Here is a 21302-nt window from a genome sequence, read left to right on the forward strand (position 1 = left end):
CTGTAAGACTACTTCGGTAGCAAGACCCGATGAAGCGTCAAGAATCACCGCTGCTTTAGCGGGCGTGAGTATGTCAACCCTTCTCTCATGTCTTAGAGAATCGAGCGTGGCTTTAGCCGACTTTAGTTTCAATTAGCTAGAATTTTCCGGCAGGGACGATCGCCCTCTGGATCGACTTTCAAATCCCGGAGGCTGGGTTTCCCTACAAAGTCGGTGAATTTGGGCAATGCGCTCAAACAGCCTGCAGATGCTCAACTCGGTAGTCAACTACCCAGCATCAAGCGGAGTACCGCCGGAGATGTGGGCTTGTATCTGAACTCCACCGCAATTGGGAAAACCTTTGCAGGATTTGGGCTTTGGTTTCATCGCTCGATACATCAGGGGATGCTGACAAGCTCAAGAGTGCTCATCCAGTCTTGCCGGACAAGCAACGCTCTCATTGCAATATTTCGCGCACCAACCAAATCAGCGTGTAACTCATGACTACAACATTCGCATCGAAACAATAGTCCTTTGTTTGGTCTATTAGCATCCGAAGTATGTCCACATTTAGGACAACTTTTCGATGTGTAATGAGCCGGAACTTTAGTTGCTAACGAACCATTTAGATTGGCTTTGTAGTCGATATACCCGTGCAATTCGGCCTAAGACCATTTAGCTTTATTTCGATTAGCTCTACGTCTCTTTTTGCTTGCCTTCTTGCCCGATTTCGTCCTAGTCCTGTCCCGTATTCCGGTGAGGTTTTCTAGTCCAATTAGGGTGTTAGGTTTGGCAATATCCTTACTGATCTGGTGGTTTACATCAGCGATAAACCGTCTTTCTTTCCCAGACAAAGCGATTAGTCTTCGCTTCGCTGAACGAGTGTCTTTACGCTGAAGAGTCATCCGTGCTTTATGGTAGCGGTTAGCTTTATGTCTAGCATTCTTCCCTGAGTAGAATTTAGCCTTATTTTGCAAGTCTATTTCCACCGCTAAGTAGCGCATACCCACGTCAACACCAGAGACTCTAGTTATTTTCAGTGGGTCAATCTTAGGCGTTTCTACTTCGATACTTACCATCAGATAGTAGATCTTGGAGGAACGCTGATAGACAATTTTAGCCGCTCCAATCCTTGCACCATTAGCAATTAAATCTAAATGCTTATTGTAACCATCATACGAGACCACTATTCGACCTTGGAGAGTGATGATACTCACTTGCCTCTCGGCTTTAAAAGAGTAGTCACGTTGATAATTGAGGGTACAAGTTCGAGATATATATTTGGGGGCTTTGTCTAGGCCTTTATACCGTCTCTTAGTGTAGCCTTTAGCAATAGCATCGTTAGATTGTTTTACCTTAGTCCACAGAGTCTTATAGGTTCCAGACACTTGTCTGGGTACATTGCAAGCCATTTGCGCTCAAGAAAGCCCAAATCGAACCCGCAATTCGTTGTAGACCGCTTTCTGTAACGAGAGCACCATTGCTGGTTTTGCCTGCATCAAAAGCAACTTGTGAAGTGTAATTCAAGGCATCTCGGTAGGCTCTAGCCGTCTGAGACACCAAAGCTTTTTGCTCGGCAGTCAGTTTTAGTTTTAGCTTGGCGGTGATTACTTGGGACATTATTTTCACGAACTTTGGTATTATTGTATCTCGTGAAGATAGTAAAAACAAGGGGCAGGATCGGGAATCTGTTCGTTCTTCGACCACCCCTTCCCGTACAACATCTAAAGATTGTCGGTTTTGGTCAGGGGTGGATCTCTTCACTCACGCGCATTCCTCCCGACGCTCACGCCCTGCGGTAGAGCGCGGGACTCCTGCTGTCTAGTTGAGGAATCAAAGCTCAAGGGCTCAGCAGGGCGGCGGCTGCATTATCTGCCACGCTCAAGGAATCTCCTACCAAATAGGCAGCATCCTGCCAGCGACGGTGCAACAGGTTTAAAGCAGCACTCAGGCGCAACGGGAGCGAGTTTCGCCGAGGCCGGGTTAATGCCGAACTGGCGGCGCGCCAATTGCATCACTAACTCAGCGAGAAACACACGGGTCGATTTGCTTGCCCGCACCGGCGCGAAACTCGTAGTAAACAAATCGAGTAGCAATGCCGATGCTTTCATCGAGCCAGTCTTCGAGCATCCAAGCCTCAGCTTGCTTTCCTCTCGTCTGCAGGCCACAGCGGCCGGGAAGGAAACCGAGACTCGATCGAGTGCAAAATTTGCGTCGAGTCTGCGAGATCCTCCGGTTGAGCTTCGAGTTGAGGCAGCAGCACTGGCACTGTCCTCAAACCTCCCGTCAGAGCCTTGAGTTTCAAAACGTGCAGCCCGGGAGTCAAATTTTTAACTTGAAAGAAAATGCCTTTGTAACCCAGCGAATCAGCGGACTTTGCGGCAGTAAGCGGAGGTACTTAACTTTAGTAAAAGCATCAGACTACAACTAACACCCAACTTGAGACCTAGACCTATGAGATGAAAAAATGCGAGGAGCGAACGATTTTTCACTCGCAGGCTAGGCTCGTTGGGCAAACACTCTCGGATCGCCCTAGTTAGGGAGACTTTTTAGGAGAAGGGGAAGTAGTTCCACCAGCCCCAGCTCCACCAGTCCCGGCTCCACCAGCCCCAGGAGTGGCTCCTGGAGTGGTCTTTGGAGTTTCCTTCGGTGTTGGAGAAGAAGTAGAAGCAGGAGGAGTAGTAGTAGTGCCAGTGCCGCCAGTGCCGCCAGCGCCGCCAGCGCCACCAGCACCGCCGGGAGTGGGGCTAGAGCCACCGCCGCCGCCGGCATCGCCTCCGCAGGCGCCGAGGGCTACTGCCAAGCCCACGGCCAAAGTCAAACGAATTAATCCCTTGTTCATAAAAACTCCTTAAGATTGAAAACCCATCGCAAGGAAGGGAATAGTGTACTTGAGAAACAATGCTGGCACGAATAGCTCAACGATTCGCTCGTTGATTACAATACTGCATTTATTAATAAATTTCACCTGGATTATGGCTAACCGGCAAAGATTTATTTTTTTTTGGGCAAATCCTGAAGTCAAAGGGACCAGTGGTAGGATTGGTTGGTTGGCTTGTGAGGTATCTTTGGTAAGGACAACCGATCGAACGCAGATTGCCACCACTGGCGATCGCCTGCAGACAAAAAACTCTTAACCTGAATCAAGCTGAAGCTACCACACTTTACGTTTTGGTGAACTCTATGACCGCTGCTATCAGATCCCCGGATTCTCCCCGCTCCCGAGCGGCCCGCAAGCCCGAGAAGGGCTCCGCCAACCGCAAAGTTACTTCTATTGCCCGAGCTAGGCGGGCGAAGACAGGACCGGTATTGCCCAATTACTCGGCAGCCGACTCCGAGGCGATTGCTCGGCCCGGAGCATCGGTGCTGAAAGTCCTACCAGCTCGCCAGCAGCAGCCTGTGTGGTTGCGATCGCTCCTGCAGGCACAGCGCGCCTCGTCAGTGGTAGCAGTTATGCTTTTGGGCGGTGCTCTGAGTCTCTACGGCTTGACGGTTTACGGCGAGCAGCGCTGGAGTCAGGATTATCAAAAACTGGAAACTCTGCGCCTCCAGGAACAGCAGTTGAGTGCTGCTAGCGAAGTCTTGAAACACCAACTTGCTAAAGAAGCCCAAAATCCGGAAACCGGTTTGGCGCCGCAGAATCCTGGGAACACGATTTTCTTGCAGCCTGCCCCTGAAACCCGATCGCCCCTTGCGACACCAAACTCCGATCCCGTTCTCAAGAATCGAGCCGGTGTGCAAGCACCGCTGGGCTATTAAGCCTGTGTCAAAGCCGAGTGTGCCCTCAGGCTCTGAGTGTCCGAGGGCCTGAGAATTTGAGGATATAATTTCCTTTTTGGCTTTGAATGCAAGTCGCGATCGATTTCCTTCTTCCCACCGTCCGTTAAAAATTAAAAATAATTAACACCACTTCGCAAAAAAGAATGCAACTCTAGGTCCGATCCAAAGGCTGATAGCGATCGCTCATTCCCAAGTCTTTAATTCTCTCTTCTAAATTAGAAATTATAAATTCTAAATTCTAAAATGATCTATAGCGGTTCGATCGCTTGGTGAGGTATGCCCTGCGCGGGCCAATGCCCTGCGCGGGCCAATGCCCAATGCCCAATGCCCTGCGCGGGCCAATGCCCAATGCCAGATAGTACCTCATGTTACTGAGAAAGGCTATAACTTGCTATTGAATTTTTAATGCCATGAGCTACGACCCCCGTTTTGACCGCTACAGATCGCCGAACTTGAAACGCCCAAAACCGTCGGGCGATCGCACAGGGTGGAGAAAACAAGGCAAACCAAGAGCAGACGGCAGTTTCGGCAGATCGCCACAACAGACGGCTCTAGCTTGGGGGCGGCCGGTGGAGCGTTTAAAACCCAGCAAGTTCCGTTTGTGGGCCGTGTGGGCGGTGTTGATGCTGGGGGGGCTGGGGCTGGCTGTGAATTTGTTTTATTTGCAGGTGACGCGAGCTCCGGCGCTGCGCAAACAAGCCGAGCAGCAGCAAACTCTCAAAACGAAGCCGTTTGTGCCCAGACGCCCGATAGTTGACCGCGCGGGGAATGTTTTGGCGATCGACAGACAGGTGTACACGCTCTACGCTCACCCTTCGTTATTTAACCACTCGAAGGCCCAAATTGCTGCTAAATTGGCTCCGATGCTGCCGATCGAACTGAGTCCGGGCACTACGGCGGAAACTGAACTGCTGCGCAGGTTTAATCTTGGTGAAAGCGGTATTACAATTGCTGAGTCTCTGGCTCAAGAGGTTGCCGATCGCGTCGCCCGGATGCAAATTAAAGATAGTCCGGTGGATGGGCTCGAGTTGCTGCGCCAGCAGCAGCGTTTTTACCCGCAGCAAGAGTTGGCGGCTGATATCCTCGGTTATGTTGACGGGGAACGCAAGGGACAAGCTGGGGTGGAATACAGCCAGCAGAATTTGCTGGAACGCTCGATGCCGTCGATTCAGTTTAGCAGGTCGATCGATGGGAATTGGGTTCCCGATCGGCTGACGGCGGGTTTTGTGCAGCTTGATGATTTGAAATTGCAACTGACGATCGACAGTCGCTTGCAGCGGGCGGCCCGTATTGCTCTTAAGGAAAAAATGAAGCAACACGGCGCGAAGCGGGGCACGGTGATTGTGATGGATGCCCGTAACGGGGAATTGCTGTCTGTGGTAGCGGAACCTTCTTATGACCCGAATCAATATTTTAATTTCGATTTGTCACGCTATAAAAATTGGGCTGTAACTGATGTTTATGAGCCTGGTTCGACTTTTAAAGCGATTAATGTGGCGATCGCTCTGGAAGCGGGTGCGGTGAAACCTAATACTGTGTTTAACGATGAAGGTCGGATTTACATGGATGGCTGGACTATCCAAAATTCCGATTACCAACAAGCAGGCGCGCGCGGCCCTTCGACTGTTACTGCGATTTTGAAACATTCGAGTAATGTGGGGATGGTGCACGTAATGAGAAGTATGAAAGCTTCTCTTTACTATCAAGCTTTAGAAAAACTCGGACTCGGACAAACTGCAGGAACAGATTTGCCTTTTGAAGTAACCAGCCAGCTTAAAAATCGAGAGCAATTTATTAATTCTCCTGTGGAAGTTGCTACTACTGCTTTTGGTCAGGGTTTTTCGATTACTCCGATGCAGTTGGTGCAGCTTAACGGAGCTTTGGCTAACGGCGGCAAGTTGGTGACTCCTCACGTGGTGCGGGGACTTTTCGATCGGGAAGGTGAACCTTATTGGAAGCTTCCGAGGGGTGCTGCGAAGCAAGTTTTTTCCCCTGAAACTACTAAGCAGGTGTTAGAAATGATGGAAACTGTGGTTGATGGCGGTACGGGGAAAGCTGCACAAATTCCCGGCTATCGGATTGCTGGGAAAACGGGGACGGCTCAAAAAGCTAATGCTGGTGGGGGTTATTCTAATAAGGCGATTATTACTAGCTTTGTGGGGATAATGCCTGTGGAGGCTCCTCGGTATGTGGTGCTGGCGGTGATTGATGAGCCTAAGGAGGGTACGGGGGGTACGGTGGCGGCGCCGATTGTGGAGTCGGTGATGGAGGCGCTGATTTCTATTGAGAAGATTGCCCCGAGTAAGAAGTAGTTGATTAGACCTCTCCAATAATTATTGTGGAACAGGCATCTTGCCTGTTCAAGACTGGCTTTTCTGGAGATGTCTATTATATTGTATGCTGCGTCAGGAATTGACGATCGCATATCAGCACGGACAACAGGGCAACTCTGGACACCGCACGGTGCAGTTTCCCTACCCTAACATCATCGATCGCCCGATCGGATGTCACGATCGACAACCCGGCTATTGAGGACACGGCACCGTGCCTGTTGGTGTGAACTTAAGACTGAAACCTGTGAGAAATCTCGCTTTTAACCGAGTCTAGATCCCCCTCGCATCCCCCTTAAGAAGGGGGACTTTGAGAAGATTCTTCCCCCTTATTAAGGGGGGCGCCAGGGAGATCGAGCGTTAATCGTCAGACAGCAGATCCGTAGTACGTTTAACGTTAAGCTGACACCAATAGGCACGGTGCGGTGTCCCTACCCCAAAATCATCGATCGCCCTGTCATATCAGGTCCGGTGGATTCCCTCCGCTTCGCTTCGCCCGAAATCAGGTAGGGGCGGGTAAACCTGCCAATATCTGCCAACAATCTCCAATCTCAAAAACCCGCCCGACGGGGATATTATGGTCAATCGATCGCCCTGTCAGTAACAATATCTTTTGTCGTCGTTGCGTTTTGATTGTCTTTTGGAGGTGCGCTTATGTCCTAAAAGAGTGGAGATGATGATGCAGCGTTGGCTGTTTGTTAAGTTGGGATGGTGTAGGGTTAGGGTTCCTTTGGCTCTGATACTGGTTTGGGTGCAGTCGTGGTCTTTTCGAGATACGGGGCAACCTCGGTAGTTGAACATGACTCGCCGGATTGTGCCGTTTTCTTTTTGCTCGTTGTTTTCATTTACTTGGAGCACTGTTGTTTCTGCTGGATCTATTTGAATTTGCGGTTCTAGGTTTTTCCATTGGTTGGCTGGTAGTTGGGCTGGGGTAATGTCGGCTGGGTGAACTGCTATCTGTACGTTTTTTCCTACTTCTTTGAAGCTGGCTTGCCATGAAATTTTGTCCCGTTTGGCGTTGCTTTGGGCAAGTTCCATTGCCCAATAAGCTCGATCGAGCGATACTTTTAAACGCTGGTTGTTGATGAACATCAGCCAAGAGGGGGCGACGATCGCACTAAATATTCCTACGATTAAAAGAATTATCAATATCTCAATCATTGTAAAACCGGCAGCAGGTGTAGTGGCTCTGCCTTTGATCGTTTTATCTATTGACACGTAGATGCACTCCTCGATATTTTACTGGCACAAAAAAACAGCTCCTGGGAGCTATTTTTTTTTGTGGTATATTATTTTAACTGTTGGGTTTGGTAAATGTCTAGAGCCCAATACGGTTCAGTTAAGTCGGATCCCCCCTAGCCCCCCTTAATAAGGGGGGGACAAGAAGTTACTCTTGCGTCCCCCGTATTAAGGGGGATTTAGGGGGATCTCCGAGGCATAAACAGTTTTAACCCAAGCGTATTGGTCTAGATCCGTATTTACTGAAAATTTATGGGAATTTAAAAGCGGGTAAGGAAAGGGCTTTCAGGAGACGGCGCCGTGCCGTTTCGCTACAGATAGGGCCTGCAAGGTATATTTTGTGAGCAGAGGGCATCCAGGACACGGCAGTGCCGTTTCCCTACAGCAATTTTGTCGATCGCCCGATCGGTACTCCTCTAGTCGTTAATTTACTGGACAATAATGGACAATAAGCACATAAGCTGAAATAATCAGCTTATGCCAAAATTTGTCAAACCTAATGAAGCAGCTAACACTCTGGGGGTTTGCCTCCGAACCCTCAGGCGATGGGAAGCCGAAGGTAAAATCAACACGGTCAAAACGCCATCAGGACAACGGCGATATGACATCGAAAAGTTCATTAAAGAAGAATCAGAAGACGGAAGAAGACGTGCCACTGTTATCTATGCTCGCGTCTCTACCCGACCTCAACTTGGCGACCTCCATCGACAAGTTGAGCGACTATCAACGCTCTACCCAAGCGCAGAAGTTATTAAGGAAGTGGCAGGAGGACTCAATCTTAGGCGGAAAGGACTGCTCTCCCTTCTGGGACGAGTTCTCAAAGGAGATGTCAAAGTTATTGTGGTTGCCCACAAAGACAGACTTGCTCGGTTCGGGTTCGACCTCATTGAATGGTTGTGTGAAATCCATGACTGCAAAATCGTGGTTCTCAACCAAGATAGTCGAGAGGACGACCAAGAGCTTGTTGCCGATATCATCGCCATCTTGCATAGTTTCTCCAGTAGACTCTATTCCCTTAGAAAACACGCCAAGCAAATCAAAGAACTCGTACAAGAAGGCACCGAGACACAAGACCCAAAAGCTAGCTCCAAATAAGACGCTTAAAATTAGGGTGTATCCCGAAGCTGAGTTGCATAAAACCTGGAAACAATGGTTGGCTGCAGCCAGATATTGCTACAACAAAGCAATATCTATACTTAAAAACAACCCAAGCCTAAGCGCCTATTCGTTGCGAGATAGCGTAATGAATTCCAACTTACCTGATTGGATAAAAGCTACTCCTAATCATCCAAGAGAAAACGCTATTTTTGATGCTCATGACGCTTGGAAACAGGCTAAAAAGCAGCAAGGAGAGGCTCATTACAGAAGCTGTCGGCAACCCGTGCAAACCATTAAGTTTCATGCCTGTAACTACAAATCTGGTACGTGGTATCCAGGTTTGACAAAGAAGTTAGAAGTCAAAGCTAGCGAAACTCTTCCTGTTGTTTGCGAACACGCAACCCAATTGATACGAGATAGGCAGCGCTGGTTTGCTGTTTTTCCCGTTCGTGTAGAGGAAGTTCTTTCCAAAGCTAGTAAGGTAATTGCGTTAGACCCAGGCGTGAGAACGTTTTTAACTGGCTACGAAGGTGAAGCTATTTTAGAGTTTGGCAAGGCAGACATTGGACGCATTCATCGATTGTGTTCTCACCTTGACAAACTAATAGGTAAAGCAGCCAAAGCTTGGCGCAAACAGAAACAGAAAATGTATAAAGCTGCTCACCGAATCAGAAATCGCATTCGCAATTTGATTGATGAATGTCACAAGCAGGTTGCCAATTATTTAACCACAAACTACAAAATCATCTTTCTGCCCAAATTTGAAACCTCTCAAATGGTTATCAAGTCAAAACGCAAGCTGAATACTAAAACAGCTAGAGCAATGCTTACTTGGGCAAGCTACCGATTTAAGACATTTCTTAAGTCTTTGGCCGGGCGTCGTGGCGTTGTGGTTGTGGATGTCAACGAATCCTATACTAGCAAGACTTGCACCCATTGCGGATTTCAGCATGACAAGTTAGGCGGCTCCAAAACATTCAAATGCCCTAGATGCGGTCATGAACACGACCGAGACTGGGGTGGCGCACGGAATATTATGCTCCGTGCTCTGAGGGACGGCTCCTTTGCTCTCAACCTAGCCGTTGGAAGCATTGCTATCGCGTCAGATGTGTTTGTCCACATATGTTCAGCGTAATACCGTCAGGACTGTATGTATTTTCCATCTTGCAATAGGCCCATTTGCAGGTTGCGGCCGTTGTAGCGCCACAATTCGGGTACTCCTAATGCTTCGTAGTTGTTGAACTGAGTCCGAGATGTGAGGTCGATTTCTATGGCTAAATCGGGAGGTGGGTCTGTTTCTAAGTCGATGCGGTTTTTGCCTCTGACTGCGGCTTCGTTTTGGATGTAGAAACAGGCGTCTGCTTCTACTGCTTGAGCGATGTTTTCATTTTTGAATGTGGTGGAACCCAGAGGCCAAAATTCGATGTCTAATTCTTCAAGGAGAATTTTTACTAAGTCGCTAATCAGGACTTTGGTAACTTCGTGTTCCATTAGCGGAACCATGATTTCTAATGTTCCTTTGCTGTATGAAAGTCGGGATGCGCGACTTTCTCCCAATTCTGTTAAAAGGGTTTCAAACATCGGCCAGGTTATGTCTTTGAGTAATAGTTGATTTCCTGGCTGGATGATTATTTGTTTTAGTTCTAGCTGCATTTTTTGACGGTTTTAATTAAATTTGAAAGATAAAATAATTTATGTTAATATTTTAGCAATTCAGAACTTATGCGGAATTGCTGTTTGAGATTAAGATTAAATTTATTGATAGCTATTAGGAGCACCCAGTTAGTTGCATTCTGTTCCTTCAGCAGTTCTCATTCCTCCTATGAGAGTGTCCACGATCGCACACTGCTTAGCACCACCCTTAACAGGAGAAACACTGACTTTAAAAGGCAGGGTTGGTGGACTGTTTGGATCGAAAGCACCATCAAACTTAAAAGTGAGCGATTTTTGAGTAGCAGTAAGAGTAGGAGCAGGAGGAGCAGCAGGAGGAGTTGTATCTCCACCAATAACAGCAAGTTGAACCTGTCCAGCTTTAACTTCACCTCCTGCATTTAACTCTTGTGTAGCACCACCCGTACCTAGTGGCGGGTAAAAAGTTACTTTTAGCGGGTCATTGGTATCAAATATAATAGTGATATCGCGCTTAGTTCGCTTTGCTTCGCTTTGTGCACTTCGCAATGATTGGAGAACTCGATCGTTCACTGTGCGAACTCTTTGTCTGTTGATGAATGCCAGCCAGCTTGGAGCGGCGATCGAACTTAATATACCTAATATCAACACTATCACGATCAATTCTAGAAGCGTGAATCCTCCATCACCTTTTCTGGATGAAGTTTTGTTGAAATTAGGGCTGGGCTTGGCAGCGGAGTTATGCAAAAGTTTTAATAATATTGGTGGGGTTTTCATGGTACTCTCTTATTGTTTATCGGCGGGCAGCGATTCGGAAATGTGTTTCAGACATCAGTTATTTTCCTCGTGCCCCTAGACCTTCTACTTGCACGCTTGCTGTTGGGAAATATGCCGCTTTCTTGGCATCATAATCAGCATAATCAGTTTGAAGGCGACGCAGGCTATTTCCTCTGATAGTTACTCTGGCTATGTTTTTAGATGTATCAACACAAGCGTAGAAGCTGTGGGTAGAGCCGTATGTTATTAGTAAATGCTCGGGAGCGAATGCTGGTGTTCCAGCAGGTGTTACTGCTGGCGGGACGAAACCCAGAATAGTTTGACACTTTGCTCCTGTCGGAATCAGATCATTCGGAAGATTTTGTGTGTGGTCTATATAATTAACGAGGACTTCAGGCTGTGGACCTGCCAAGCCCGTTGGATTTGTCACATTAACTGTTGGAGTGTTTAGGTTAAAACTTGTATTAAAAGCTGGATCTGTTTGCTGAGCCGTTGTTGTGTTGCCCTTACCGTAAGGGGTTAAACCACCTGGAACTGAAGGGTCTATCACTCGATCGATTCCATCCCTAATTTCATAGCGGACAATACGGGTAGGACAATTACCTCCAGCCGGCTGACACCAAGTAGAGTCGTTATCTGTAATTTGGTAGTAAGCAACTAAAGAAAGTACGTAGGTGTCGTTGCATTGACTGGAGTTGCAATTTTTGGGTTTGATAGTGGCAGCAACAGTCGGATTAATAGGAAGAGCATTTTTGAGCTGCTGGCGCTTCCAAAATACCAGAATTGGTTTTCCATTTGCATTTTGAGGAAGCTGTGGTCTAACCTCCTGTTCGTTGGGGCCGCGAGGCCCCTCAAGCGCCCTTTTGTCGTAAATATATATCGCTTGATTCAAATCTTGGGCAATGAAATCAACCGCCGCCTGAATGTCTTGCTCGGTGTTTGTCTTTACTTGTTCTCTCCTATCGGTATTCAGCATATCGACTACAAAACCTATCATCGGCGTGATGATTAAAAATGCCATAATCGAGCCGACTAATAGCTCGACTAGAGTCATGCCCTTTTCTGTTTGAGCTGACCCTGAGCGGTTTCGCTGGTGATGAGTTTTCAGAAGCAACCTGAGTAGACTTTTCATTTTGACTTCTTCCTGTGCCAAGTGGTAGGGAGCGATTTTAAATTTAACAACGGGGACTTTGATTATTACTAACAGCCCGTGTTGCCTGGTTTTCTGAGTCGATCGCACAACGATCGATATGGAGAGCTACCTCCTTGTGTAGTAGGGGGGATTTCCGTTTCCATTACCACCAAAGGCGCTTTTGGGTCGCCGAGACCGGAATTAGCGACGGATTGCTGTGTAGGTATCATCGTGCCCGGAGAAGCATCGGCCCGGTAAACGCGAACAGTCAAAGCATAGCCTGTGTCTGTAGGAATAGTTGTTCCTGTATTCGGAAGACGAACACCTTGAACAAGAAACTCTTTGCTGCCAGCACAACCTGGCGTTTGATCGAACTCAACGCAGTACAGAACGTCAAGGGATGTAGGAGCGGCAGGAGGATCAGTACCATCTGCGGCAGGAAACCATTTATCTGTCGATTTAATCGCCCCCGTCCTGAGAGCGTCGATATAACTTCTCGCCGCCTGCGTGGCGAGTTCCACCCGCCGCGCTTGTACGCGAGTTGCTACTGAGAAAGCCATCACGGGGGCGATCGCAATCATCAGCACCGAAACCACAATCATCGCTACCAACGACTCGATAATCGTGTAGCCGCCATCTCGCGACTTGGATAGATTTTGTTGTCGTTGTTGGTTTGTCATATAGAAGTCTCCGGTAATTGCTCGGCCGAAAGTTAAAGGTTGGGAGGACAAAGTGGTGGGCGATTGGGATTGGTAACAGGTATAGCAGGTGACCCTGAGGTACCTGTCGCCGGAGCAAGTTCCGCACACATCAAAGTTTCTACCCACAGGTCATTGCGGGGTACTTCCCGGAAAAACTCATCCGGGGTAGACTTTGCAGGAGGAGTAGTGAACCTTTGGGTAAACAAGTCAGGCGACTGAGATACCAGGCCCACGTCATAACCCCAGTTTCTGACAGGGGGAGTAAAGAAGGGAATCCGACCCAGATTAGTGCTGCTACCGGGAATGCTGCCAGTGGATGTTCTATAGCCAGCTTCAGGAGGATTAGTGAGAAGGAATGGAACTGGCAAGGGGGGTTGGAGGGGCGGTTGGGTTGTAAGTTGCGGTTGCGCAAACAGACTCAGCAACGTAGTGTCTGGAGCTGTCTGTTGCGGAGCCGCCGGATCGAGAATCGGGAGGTAGGGTGCGGTGCTGTAGGCACTGCGGTTGAACTGAATAAAACTACCTTGAATGTTGGTGGCAATGGTATTCCAGCTCTCCAAAAACCTCGGCAAGTTTTGCAGGCCGCCGTTAAAGTCACCAACGTTGTTGCCTAATGCTCGCGAAGGAGTGTCGTTCGAGCCTACAATCAGATTGAATGTTGTGGCCACAGCCGACGGTATCCACCCCGTCTGTTGCACGATCACTCCACCTGGTGGGTTAGGAGCTGGGCCCGCTGGTCCGACAGTTTGAGTCTGCGAGACCGGTATCAGCAGCGGCTGCGAAGCCGTAATACTAGCTTGAGCGGTATTTGGAGGGGTTGATGATGCTCCTAAAACTGGTACCAATTGACCCGTGCTGTCAATCCGGCTGCGGTTGAATACATACGGGAAATCGCCTGCACCGTAGGTTACTGCATTACCGCCAGACGCTGCCGTGGTTGCAAACCACAAAGAATTAGTTGATGTTGTCCTGGTTTGACCAGCACCATTAACCACAATAACCTGGTTTGTGGCGGCGTTAACTCCTAAAGGCTCTGGAGCAACCGAGTTTCTCAGAGCGAAAGGTGAAACAGCGTTTCTGTCAAAAGCAACGCGGCGGGGGAAGCGCTGCAATTCTGGCGTTGGGGGAATAGCCGTTGTTCCCGCTGGATAATCGGCTATGGTTACAGAATCACCAACAGTTGCCTTACGTGTGTCTGCTGGATCGACGTACCAGTCGTCATCCGTACAGGCAGAAACCGGCAGTTTTGTACACACTTCCATTACATACTCCGCGAACTGCCCGCGCCTCTGCACGGGGGTAACGAAGTTGTTGAAGTAAGAACTTCTAAGAGCGTTATTATTCGCGTAGTTGAGGTCTAAAAAGTCTGGGGGGTTCGCAGCTATGCCTCCAGTAGCAGAAAATGCGCCGCTGGAGAGTCCGTTGGTAACAAAGTTGTTGCTATAAAATCCTTGCTGTTGGCGGGGTAATACCGCAGCAGCACCCGCATTGTTTCTCAGGTCGAAATCTCCCTCGTTGCGGAAGCCAAAACGGTAATTCGCAGATAGTAGGGTGACTGCATCTGACAGTACGTTTGCGGGACGCCAATCGTCGCCTGTCGTACATCCGGTGACTCTGGGGTCGTTTTGGCGGCAGGCAAAGTTTGGATTGAGGTCTTTGCGATCGTAGAAACTAGCCCAATCAAGAGTCTGATTAAACTCTTCTTGAGTGTGAAGGTTGAAATTTCCTTGAATATAAACTGGCAAATTAGATGCCAAAGTTAGTCCTTTTTCCCTTACCACATCCAAGACACTAGGATTAGTTCCTATGCCGGGGATTCGAGCTAGCTGCTGACCGTTAACGAGGAGAATCCCGTTAGGCTTGCGGGTGGGGTCGAGTCGGGAGTCCGTAGGACTGACCGATGCGCTCCTTGCTTCATCTATGCTTGTGCCTCCTGCACCGGGTATGCGGGCGCTGCGATCGGGCAGCGCATCATCCCGGCTGGCATAGATAATCCCGCTGTTCGGCAGTAAATACTCTCCCGCTCCAATTTGGGTGCTCCGTAATTGATTGAGGTCTATTTGAGTGGCGCGAATTTCTAAGGGTTCCCGTTCTTCTAAGGGCAGGTTGTAGTTTCCGGTTAGATTGGCCGGTTCTGCTGGTGGAATAGCTACTAGGGGACTGCTCAGGGTAAAGGCTTCGTTAACATTAGGGGTCTGCCAGTCATCGCGGTCGATCGCCTTGATTTCTCTACCATTCAAAAATGCTACTTCTTTTATAGCCCCATCAGGAATACCTGCGCCAGCTCCAGCGGTACCCGCCAGAATTTGTATAGCGCAATTAGTTGAGTCAATAGCCGCTGTTTGTGCCAAAGAGCGATTGGCGGGGTCAGGGGCTGCGAGAGCCTCTCTCAGAAGCGGGTTGACAAACCGACCGTCGGGGAAGACTAAGTTAGCTTGCTGTTCTAAAGGAGTACCTCCGGAGAACAAGCCGTTTACGGGATCGGGAGTCAAAGGACCGATCACTCTCCCGGCTACTATTCCATTGACGCCATATACCACCCCATTGTTAGAGCCAACTTGAGTTCCGCGAGTCCCTAATGAGAGGTCGCCGCTGACATCAGGAAGTCCACCTAGATTTAGATTTCTGGCTGTAGAAGCCGTGCTGGGGTCGTAATAGCTGCTGATGCACGCCAGCGGCGTCTCATTGAAAGTTCCCGCTCCCCCTGGTGCCACACCGTTGTCATAGTGATAAACTACTGTCGCCCGCATCCGCAAATCCCCCTTGGCATACTGGGGAGTAGTCGGGTCGATCGCAGAACCTAGTGCTACCGCCAGTCCCGTTGGCGTTAGCCCTCCTGGGGGTAAAGGTACCATCGGCAGGCCTGCTCCTGGCCAGGTTTTCCACTCCAGCGCACCAGATGCAATATTGTTGTTATACACCCGAGACCCCGGCCCCAGAGGCGACATCGGCATTGTATCGGGCCACACAACTGGGTAAGTCTCAATAACAGCATTAGTTGTTGGGTCGTCGTAACGATCTGTAGCGATTGTGCCTTTGGTCGCACCCGTCAAAGGATCTTGCCAAGTGGGGGGTGGCAGAAAAGAATTAATCCGCTCGTAAACCCCAGCACCGGTGATGACGCGCAGACCGCCAGTGGCAGCCAGCGGATTGACGGGGACTCGGGCGGCTTCACCTTCCCAGAAACCGCTGCGGTCGGTTGCTCCCACGTCAGCCAGTTTTGTCACCTGGGGCGATCTAGTACGCTGTGTACTGCTGCCAGTCCAGGTTGCACCCTGAATTTCTTGGGGCTTGCTGACCAATTTGCCATCACCGGCATCCCATCTCAGGGCCGGTAAGTTATTTCCCGCCACTACGCGATCGCCCAACCTTTCTTCTTTTTCTAGCTTTTCTGAAGGGTCTGTTGCTTCTAGCTGGTTTGTTGTAAGTTGAATCTTGGTGTCCGCGGGATCGGGAAGGCTCCATGCGTCGGGAGGTCGCAGATCGTCAGTACCTTCTCCTTCAAGAGGCCATCCCCCCGGTTGTTCTGGCGGTAGCGGTGGCGCCCAGGGAAGGCTGTAATCCTTAGTTGGGTTATCTGTTAGTCCTACTTCAGCAAAAGGAACTTTCCGGAGTGTCTGTTTAAAATGTTCTTCCAGCGCTTGTTTGCGGGTTTGGGTGTCCGGTTTATTTCGCACCGAAAATGGGTCGTCCGCTGCTACAGTCTCAACATCTTCAGCCGGAGGGTTTGCTCCCCTTCTTGCTGCTACAAGCATAGAGAGGCGAGCTGTATAGGCAGCATTGTTATAAAGTACCTGCAAGCTGTTATTGCCGGTGGCGGATTGATTGGTGGGGCTAATAGTTTGGGCCCGACTTAGCATTGCTTGAGTTCTCCCGCCGCTCCCACCCAGAGTAGCTTTTGTCTCAAAAAGATGTACGCCCACTGGATTCGTGGGTACGGTGCTGCCCGACCACCCGCTAACTACATTTCCTCCCACCTTAATTTTGCTATTTTCCTGGGCGTAAAAACAGGAATCTGGGCTGCTGATTTGATACAGTTGTATACTATTAGGAGTATTGACCCCTGATACCAACAAATTGCTATTTGTAAATATGCCCCCGTTCAGATTCAGCGGAGGCCCGGGCGATATATCCATATCGTCTTCATAAACTGCCGCGTTGTTGGCGAGGGGAATGCGGCTTTGGTCTTGCTGGTATTCAAGGGCTGAAATGCTGGTGGTGCCTTTAAAGGCTTGATAATTCGCACCCAGGGTGCCAGCTTCTGCGGGTGTAATTGGTACATTAACCGTATAAACAAAAAAGCTCTTTTTCAGTAGACCGTCGTCGGTTTTGTACCAACCCAGGTTGCCCACCAAATTAGCAACTGTACCTCCACCCCTGGCACAGCTAGGGGCTGCATTCCCCGACGACATTGGTGGGGTTCTTGCTTCTATCGGTCTTCTCGGTCTTGTGAAGTCGCCTACATTTGGGGCGACATTACTGCGTGCGGGGGTGCGGGAGAATATTCCGTAGAGGGTAAAAGTGTCAAATATTCCATCCTTATCGGTATCGACTGGATATCTCCAAGCAGTATTTATAGCTTCATTTTCTAAATTTGTTGCGGGGTCAAAAATGGGGTTTCGAGGATCGGCTGCTGGATTTGGGGTACCTGGGGTATCGCTAAGACTCGCTCTAAGGATCAGCCGTTCCTCGCCCCCAAATGTGTAAAGATCCGTACCACCTGTAACGTTGGCCAGCCTGTTGTACAAATTTTCATCGGATGGAGTCGCCGTCGGTTTTTGCGGGTCTTCGTACAGCAGGAACTGAATTTTCGCTTTTGCCCGATCGAGCGCGGGAGTCGCGGCCGCCAGCACCTGCTGGTTCACGCGCACGTTGCGAGCAATATTCCCCCGATCGAACGATCGCAGCGTAATCGCCACTGTCAACAAGATCACTACCAGCAACACCATCGTCACCGTGGGCAACACAAACCCCGCGACTGGCAATCTCGCCCGGCGGCCCATAGCCATTAGCGATCGTAGCATTGCTCTCATCAGACGCTTCGCCCCCGAGCGAGTCACGCCTAGTACCCGCCGCAGCAGGGATACGATAACTTTCGATAATTTGCTTTTAAACATTGACGCCTTCCTGAATAATTTCAGAGATGGTATTGCTGGTAGTTACTGCTTGGCAGCAGGATCCCATTTCTATGATTCCCATTTCGATCGACATCCATATCAGCCTGTTGCACAAATTCACAAAATGTGTACTTTGGCTAAAAAATAAAACCCACAAACCCAGAACCGAGTTAACCGCCGATATTTTTCCCCGCAAGATTTGCCAAGCAAGGATTACGGCCTAGGGAACTACACCCTATCTTACTTCAATCCAATTGTCAGTGTCCAGAGCCAGAGTCTGTTCGATCGCCCAAAAACAACGGTCGCCACCGTCTCCGCTGTATTTCCCAGCCCTTACCTTGCCCGCTTTGCGGGCCTGTTCCCCTTGCTAGCGATTTCAACCGCCGGAACCTAGAATGTAGAGTGGGCGATCGACTTGTGGTTGGGCCTATCCGTGCCCTCAAATCTAAATTGGGCGATCGAATTTCCGCCCTGCGTCATATCAATTCCGGTTGCACTCCTGATGATGGGGAGTCGGGAGTCGGGAGTCGGGAGTCGGGAGTCGGGGGATGTGGAATGATGGGGAGTCGGGAGTCGGGAGTCGGGAGTCGGGGAATGTGGAATTATTGACCTTGACTCGATCGTGCCCATCCAACCCGAAACCATATCAAAGTGCGATCGAAATTCCGCCCGGCAAAGTGCGATCGAAATTCCGCCATGCGTCAAAGTGCGATCGAATTTCCGTTTGGCGTCAAAGTGCGATCGAATTTCCGTATTGCCCGCCAGCGGGCCAGTACAAGTGCAAAATATAAACCTACCACCCATGAAAGAAACTCCCAAACCCCCCGACTTCATCATCATCGGCACCCAAAAAGGCGGCACAACATCCCTGTACAACTACCTAATCCAACATCCCCAAATCGCCCCCGCCGCCCAAAAAGAAGTACATTATTTTGACTTAAACTTCGACAAAAGCCCAGACTGGTACTGTGCCCAATTTCCCCAACCCGAAAACGGTTCCCACAAAATAACCGGAGAAGCCAGTCCTTACTACATATTTCACCCGCACGTTCCCCAGCGGATTTATGATTTATGTCCCCAAGTTAAAATAATCGCCCTGCTGAGAAACCCCGTAGAACGCGCAATTTCCCACTATTATTACTATATCAAAATACAATACGAATCCCTATCATTAGAAGAGGCGATCGCCGCCGAACCCGAAAGACTCAAAGGCGAAATCGAAAAACTCCTAGCCAACCCAAACTACTACAGTTACGAACACCAACACCACAGTTATCTAACGCGCGGCATTTACGCCGATCAACTCCCAGCCTGGATGAAACTTTTTCCCAAATCACAACTTTTAATCCTCAAAAGCGAAGACTTGTATACCAATCCCTTCGGCACATACAACAGCGTGTTAGAATTTCTAGAATTGCCGCCGCACCAACTACAAACCTACGAAAAGTACAACGCCACCCAATATCCGCCCATCAGCGAGACAGCATACCAGCAATTGAGAGCATATTTTCGATCGCACAACGAAAGACTGGCCCAATTGTGCGATCGAGATTTCGGCTGGGATTAATAATGTCATTCGTGTCAACAATCGCCTAAAAACCTTTGTGTCTCTCGTTTATAGCCAAGGCCAGATCCCCCTCGCATCCCCCTTAACTCAATTGGCGTAAGTCCCACACTGTAATTGTACTCAATTGGGCGTTGGGATATAAGCCAAGCAACGTCTATGAAATAATCAAAAATTTCCTGATTTCTCACAAAAAGATGGTAAGATATAAGTGGTTGCGACCCACCCACTCGGCTGCAAACAACAGGTCACAGTAGCAGTAGTATGCTTACCAAAGATAACTGCGAGAGAAAGGGGGAAAAGACAGACCGCTGGTTATTAGAATACGTCCTAATGTGAAATACAATCCAAGTTTGTCATACGGAATAGTTTTTTGCCTTGGGAAACAGGGTTTCTGCGTGGGTTCCCTACGAAGGGATAAAGGCTGCCAAGCCAGAGATGCTGTGTAAGACTTGGATCGTCTTGAGTGACGAATATTCAGCAATGGATATCCCCAACAGAGCAACAGCAAATGAGACACGAAGCCTACACGCTCACCGCAAGGTTAGTGTTAGGTATTTCACAAAGACCCTTTGGGCACGGCACCGTCTCCTCCAACCCCATCGCGCGATCGAATATCCGTAGTGTGCAATAGTTAAAGATTTTTTAGGCACGTAGTTGCCAAGAGAGCGCTCTTTCATAGATATTAAGAGCGCTTAAGCGCAACTGCGTACTTTTTTTAATGTGCCAGTTGCCTCCAGGGCTAAAATATTAAGCAGCGGCCGTAGCATTTGCTTCCAGAGGCTCGATTTCCTCCAGCGTAGCGTGACGGCGCGAATCGTTAAAGCTGCCAGCCGCTAGCCAATTAGAATTTTGGGCCGCCTCGCAACCAATCACGTAAAGCGAAGATTCGTTAAAAGCAGCCCAGAGAGCATCACAAGCCTGTTTATCCATCAGTGAATCTGCGATCGGGCGATCGTGAATCAGAGCAAATAAATCAAACTCATTTCGTTTTGGATTCCACTGATATTGCAAAGTAGGAGCATAACCCATTTCGATCAATTGTGCGATCGCGCGATCGGGCGTATATCCGTCCAAGTGTACCCGATTGAGATAGATAGACACTTGGACATACTCATCTCTGGCAGGTAGCAGTCGGTAATTCGAGTTAGTCATCATTATTTGTCTCCGTGCAGTAGTAATAAGAGCGGCCTGCAATGTCGGGGCGTTTTTCAGCCTTCATTTTTTGCTGAGCACATCGTCGCTTAGCATAAAGGTCTTTTTCAATTTCAGTCTCGCCGGGGGCATAAAAAGGACGGTGAGGAAGCAGTTCGGCTTCTAAATCCTCCCAAGATTTCTCTGGGTTGTCTGAATCTCTCAGCATTTGTCCCTCGCGGTTTGTTCGAGGATGCCATTTATTCGATATAGTCGATCGGTCATCAGTCTGTTTCCTCAGTTTTGGCGCTCGTCTTGACGCGCTGGGGCTTTGGCTCTAAAACGGGTTCGTTTTCCTGTAACCAAGTTTCGATGTACTCCAACAGAACCTCATTCATGCTGAGGCTACGCATGGCACAAGATGCTTTGAACTTCGCTCTTGTCTCTTCAGGTAGATAGATTTTTACCAAAAAATTGGGTACAAAGCCCCGTCCTTATAGGACGGCTTTAATTGATTTCAGTTTTTGTTTAAGTTATCTAGTCTCATTAATATTTATTTTAAATTTTTCTGGCGTTTTATTTAAGACAGGATACAATGATACTTGTGCCACAGGTAGAATAACCGCCGATACACATGAGACATCACGCTCAAACGACTGATCGGAAAACAATAATGGCTAGTGGGTGACGAAAACCACGAATAAACATAGTTGGGCTAACTAACGTAAGCCAAAATCAGAGACTAAACTTTTTTGATCGAAAACGTACTGTGGGGCACACAGAAACAAGAGAAGCAATTCTCGAAAGCTTGGGGAGACAACC

The 21302-nt window shown here is 48.9% G+C and carries 20 protein-coding genes and 1 pseudogene; 7 read left to right on the forward strand and 14 right to left on the reverse strand.

Translation table 11 applies throughout. The features are described 5' to 3' along the window. Window positions 1-377: 377 nt before the first annotated feature. The 5 genes from QUB61_RS30530 to QUB61_RS30550 form a co-directional block, all read right to left on the reverse strand. Complete coding sequence (locus QUB61_RS30530; protein ID WP_333127382.1) at window positions 378-638, reverse strand: zinc ribbon domain-containing protein; 261 nt, start codon at window positions 636-638, stop codon at window positions 378-380. Between the two features lie 6 nt (window positions 639-644). Further along, the gene (locus tag QUB61_RS30535; RefSeq protein ID WP_333127384.1) at window positions 645-1196 is read right to left on the reverse strand and encodes a transposase; all 552 of its coding nucleotides are present in this window, start codon (window positions 1194-1196) and stop codon (window positions 645-647) included. A gap of 154 nt (window positions 1197-1350) precedes the next feature. Next, the gene (locus QUB61_RS30540; RefSeq protein ID WP_333127386.1) at window positions 1351-1599 is read right to left on the reverse strand and encodes a hypothetical protein; all 249 of its coding nucleotides are present in this window, start codon (window positions 1597-1599) and stop codon (window positions 1351-1353) included. Window positions 1600-2116: 517 nt separating this feature from the next. After that, the gene (locus QUB61_RS30545) at window positions 2117-2305 is read right to left on the reverse strand and encodes a hypothetical protein (protein WP_333127388.1); all 189 of its coding nucleotides are present in this window, start codon (window positions 2303-2305) and stop codon (window positions 2117-2119) included. A 210-nt stretch (window positions 2306-2515) separates the two neighbouring features. Beyond that, a complete protein-coding gene (locus tag QUB61_RS30550) occupies window positions 2516-2821 on the reverse strand; it encodes a serine protease (RefSeq protein ID WP_333127390.1) in 306 nt (101 codons plus the stop codon). A 467-nt stretch (window positions 2822-3288) separates the two neighbouring features. Between QUB61_RS30550 and QUB61_RS30555 the strand changes: the two genes are divergently transcribed. From QUB61_RS30555 to QUB61_RS30565, 3 genes are all read left to right on the forward strand, one after another. Further along, window positions 3289-3738, forward strand: a complete 450-nt coding sequence (locus tag QUB61_RS30555) for a hypothetical protein (RefSeq protein WP_333127392.1) — start codon at window positions 3289-3291, stop codon at window positions 3736-3738. Window positions 3739-4169: 431 nt separating this feature from the next. Further along, complete coding sequence (locus tag QUB61_RS30560; RefSeq protein ID WP_333127394.1) at window positions 4170-6071, forward strand: penicillin-binding protein 2; 1902 nt, start codon at window positions 4170-4172, stop codon at window positions 6069-6071. Between the two features lie 85 nt (window positions 6072-6156). Then, window positions 6157-6291, forward strand: coding sequence for a hypothetical protein (locus QUB61_RS30565; RefSeq protein ID WP_333127396.1), 135 nt, complete (start codon window positions 6157-6159; stop codon window positions 6289-6291). A 395-nt stretch (window positions 6292-6686) separates the two neighbouring features. On the opposite strand, the gene QUB61_RS30570 is transcribed toward QUB61_RS30565, so the two are convergent. After that, window positions 6687-7307 (reverse strand): transcriptional regulator, encoded by a 621-nt coding sequence (locus tag QUB61_RS30570; RefSeq protein ID WP_333127398.1) that lies wholly within the window; start codon window positions 7305-7307, stop codon window positions 6687-6689. A gap of 498 nt (window positions 7308-7805) precedes the next feature. On the opposite strand from QUB61_RS30570, the gene QUB61_RS30575 reads away from it, so the two are divergent. Both QUB61_RS30575 and QUB61_RS30580 read left to right on the forward strand, forming a co-directional pair. Further along, window positions 7806-8423, forward strand: coding sequence for an IS607 family transposase (locus QUB61_RS30575; RefSeq protein ID WP_333127400.1), 618 nt, complete (start codon window positions 7806-7808; stop codon window positions 8421-8423). 10 nt (window positions 8424-8433) lie between these two features. Next, window positions 8434-9561: an RNA-guided endonuclease InsQ/TnpB family protein gene (locus QUB61_RS30580; RefSeq protein ID WP_445301003.1), complete on the forward strand. Its 1128-nt coding sequence runs from the start codon at window positions 8434-8436 to the stop codon at window positions 9559-9561. Between the two features lie 11 nt (window positions 9562-9572). Here the strand turns inward: QUB61_RS30580 and QUB61_RS30585 are convergent. The 5 genes and pseudogenes from QUB61_RS30585 to hpsA all read right to left on the reverse strand — a co-directional run. Then, window positions 9573-10079: pseudogene (locus QUB61_RS30585) on the reverse strand (Uma2 family endonuclease); the annotation flags it as partial. 129 nt (window positions 10080-10208) lie between these two features. Further along, window positions 10209-10832 carry a prepilin-type N-terminal cleavage/methylation domain-containing protein gene (locus tag QUB61_RS30590; protein ID WP_333127406.1) on the reverse strand — a complete coding sequence of 208 codons (624 nt, stop codon included), beginning with the start codon at window positions 10830-10832 and terminating at the stop codon, window positions 10209-10211. A gap of 58 nt (window positions 10833-10890) precedes the next feature. Continuing rightward, window positions 10891-11964, reverse strand: a complete 1074-nt coding sequence (gene hpsC / locus QUB61_RS30595; protein ID WP_333127408.1) for a hormogonium polysaccharide secretion pseudopilin HpsC — start codon at window positions 11962-11964, stop codon at window positions 10891-10893. A 68-nt stretch (window positions 11965-12032) separates the two neighbouring features. Further along, complete coding sequence (locus QUB61_RS30600) at window positions 12033-12644, reverse strand: prepilin-type N-terminal cleavage/methylation domain-containing protein (protein WP_333127410.1); 612 nt, start codon at window positions 12642-12644, stop codon at window positions 12033-12035. 32 nt (window positions 12645-12676) lie between these two features. Further along, the gene (gene hpsA / locus QUB61_RS30605; RefSeq protein WP_333127412.1) at window positions 12677-17782 is read right to left on the reverse strand and encodes a hormogonium polysaccharide biosynthesis protein HpsA; all 5106 of its coding nucleotides are present in this window, start codon (window positions 17780-17782) and stop codon (window positions 12677-12679) included. Between the two features lie 402 nt (window positions 17783-18184). On the opposite strand from hpsA, the gene QUB61_RS30610 reads away from it, so the two are divergent. Both QUB61_RS30610 and QUB61_RS30615 read left to right on the forward strand, forming a co-directional pair. Beyond that, on the forward strand, window positions 18185-18391 hold the full coding sequence (locus QUB61_RS30610) for a hypothetical protein (protein WP_333190257.1): 207 nt from the start codon (window positions 18185-18187) through the stop codon (window positions 18389-18391). A 13-nt stretch (window positions 18392-18404) separates the two neighbouring features. Next, window positions 18405-19349, forward strand: coding sequence for a sulfotransferase domain-containing protein (locus QUB61_RS30615; RefSeq protein WP_333190259.1), 945 nt, complete (start codon window positions 18405-18407; stop codon window positions 19347-19349). A gap of 747 nt (window positions 19350-20096) precedes the next feature. Here the strand turns inward: QUB61_RS30615 and QUB61_RS30620 are convergent. Genes QUB61_RS30620 through QUB61_RS30630 form a run of 3 tightly spaced genes read right to left on the reverse strand, consistent with a single transcriptional unit; the run spans window position 20097 to window position 20950 of the window. Next, complete coding sequence (locus tag QUB61_RS30620; protein ID WP_333127418.1) at window positions 20097-20504, reverse strand: hypothetical protein; 408 nt, start codon at window positions 20502-20504, stop codon at window positions 20097-20099. Next, on the reverse strand, window positions 20494-20709 hold the full coding sequence (locus tag QUB61_RS30625; RefSeq protein WP_015177674.1) for a hypothetical protein: 216 nt from the start codon (window positions 20707-20709) through the stop codon (window positions 20494-20496). Before QUB61_RS30625 ends, QUB61_RS30620 begins: the two co-directional genes overlap by 11 nt. 55 nt (window positions 20710-20764) lie before the next feature. Then, window positions 20765-20950, reverse strand: a complete 186-nt coding sequence (locus tag QUB61_RS30630; protein ID WP_333127420.1) for a plasmid partition protein ParG — start codon at window positions 20948-20950, stop codon at window positions 20765-20767. Between the last annotated feature and the right edge of the window lie 352 nt (window positions 20951-21302).

This window comes from Microcoleus sp. C2D2, assembly GCF_036702495.1.
Lineage (GTDB): Bacteria > Cyanobacteriota > Cyanobacteriia > Cyanobacteriales > Microcoleaceae > Microcoleus.

Coding starts and splice junctions, on each gene's coding strand:
- QUB61_RS30540 (WP_333127386.1), bottom strand. CDS start 1,599: ATGTCCCAAGTAATCACCGCCAAGCTAAAACTAAAACTGACTGCCGAG.
- QUB61_RS30550 (WP_333127390.1), bottom strand. CDS start 2,821: ATGAACAAGGGATTAATTCGTTTGACTTTGGCCGTGGGCTTGGCAGTA.
- QUB61_RS30560 (WP_333127394.1), top strand. CDS start 4,170: ATGAGCTACGACCCCCGTTTTGACCGCTACAGATCGCCGAACTTGAAA.
- QUB61_RS30565 (WP_333127396.1), top strand. CDS start 6,157: ATGCTGCGTCAGGAATTGACGATCGCATATCAGCACGGACAACAGGGC.
- QUB61_RS30575 (WP_333127400.1), top strand. CDS start 7,806: ATGCCAAAATTTGTCAAACCTAATGAAGCAGCTAACACTCTGGGGGTT.
- QUB61_RS30590 (WP_333127406.1), bottom strand. CDS start 10,832: ATGAAAACCCCACCAATATTATTAAAACTTTTGCATAACTCCGCTGCC.
- hpsC (WP_333127408.1), bottom strand. CDS start 11,964: ATGAAAAGTCTACTCAGGTTGCTTCTGAAAACTCATCACCAGCGAAAC.
- QUB61_RS30600 (WP_333127410.1), bottom strand. CDS start 12,644: ATGACAAACCAACAACGACAACAAAATCTATCCAAGTCGCGAGATGGC.
- hpsA (WP_333127412.1), bottom strand. CDS start 17,782: ATGTTTAAAAGCAAATTATCGAAAGTTATCGTATCCCTGCTGCGGCGG.
- QUB61_RS30620 (WP_333127418.1), bottom strand. CDS start 20,504: ATGATGACTAACTCGAATTACCGACTGCTACCTGCCAGAGATGAGTAT.
- QUB61_RS30625 (WP_015177674.1), bottom strand. CDS start 20,709: ATGCTGAGAGATTCAGACAACCCAGAGAAATCTTGGGAGGATTTAGAA.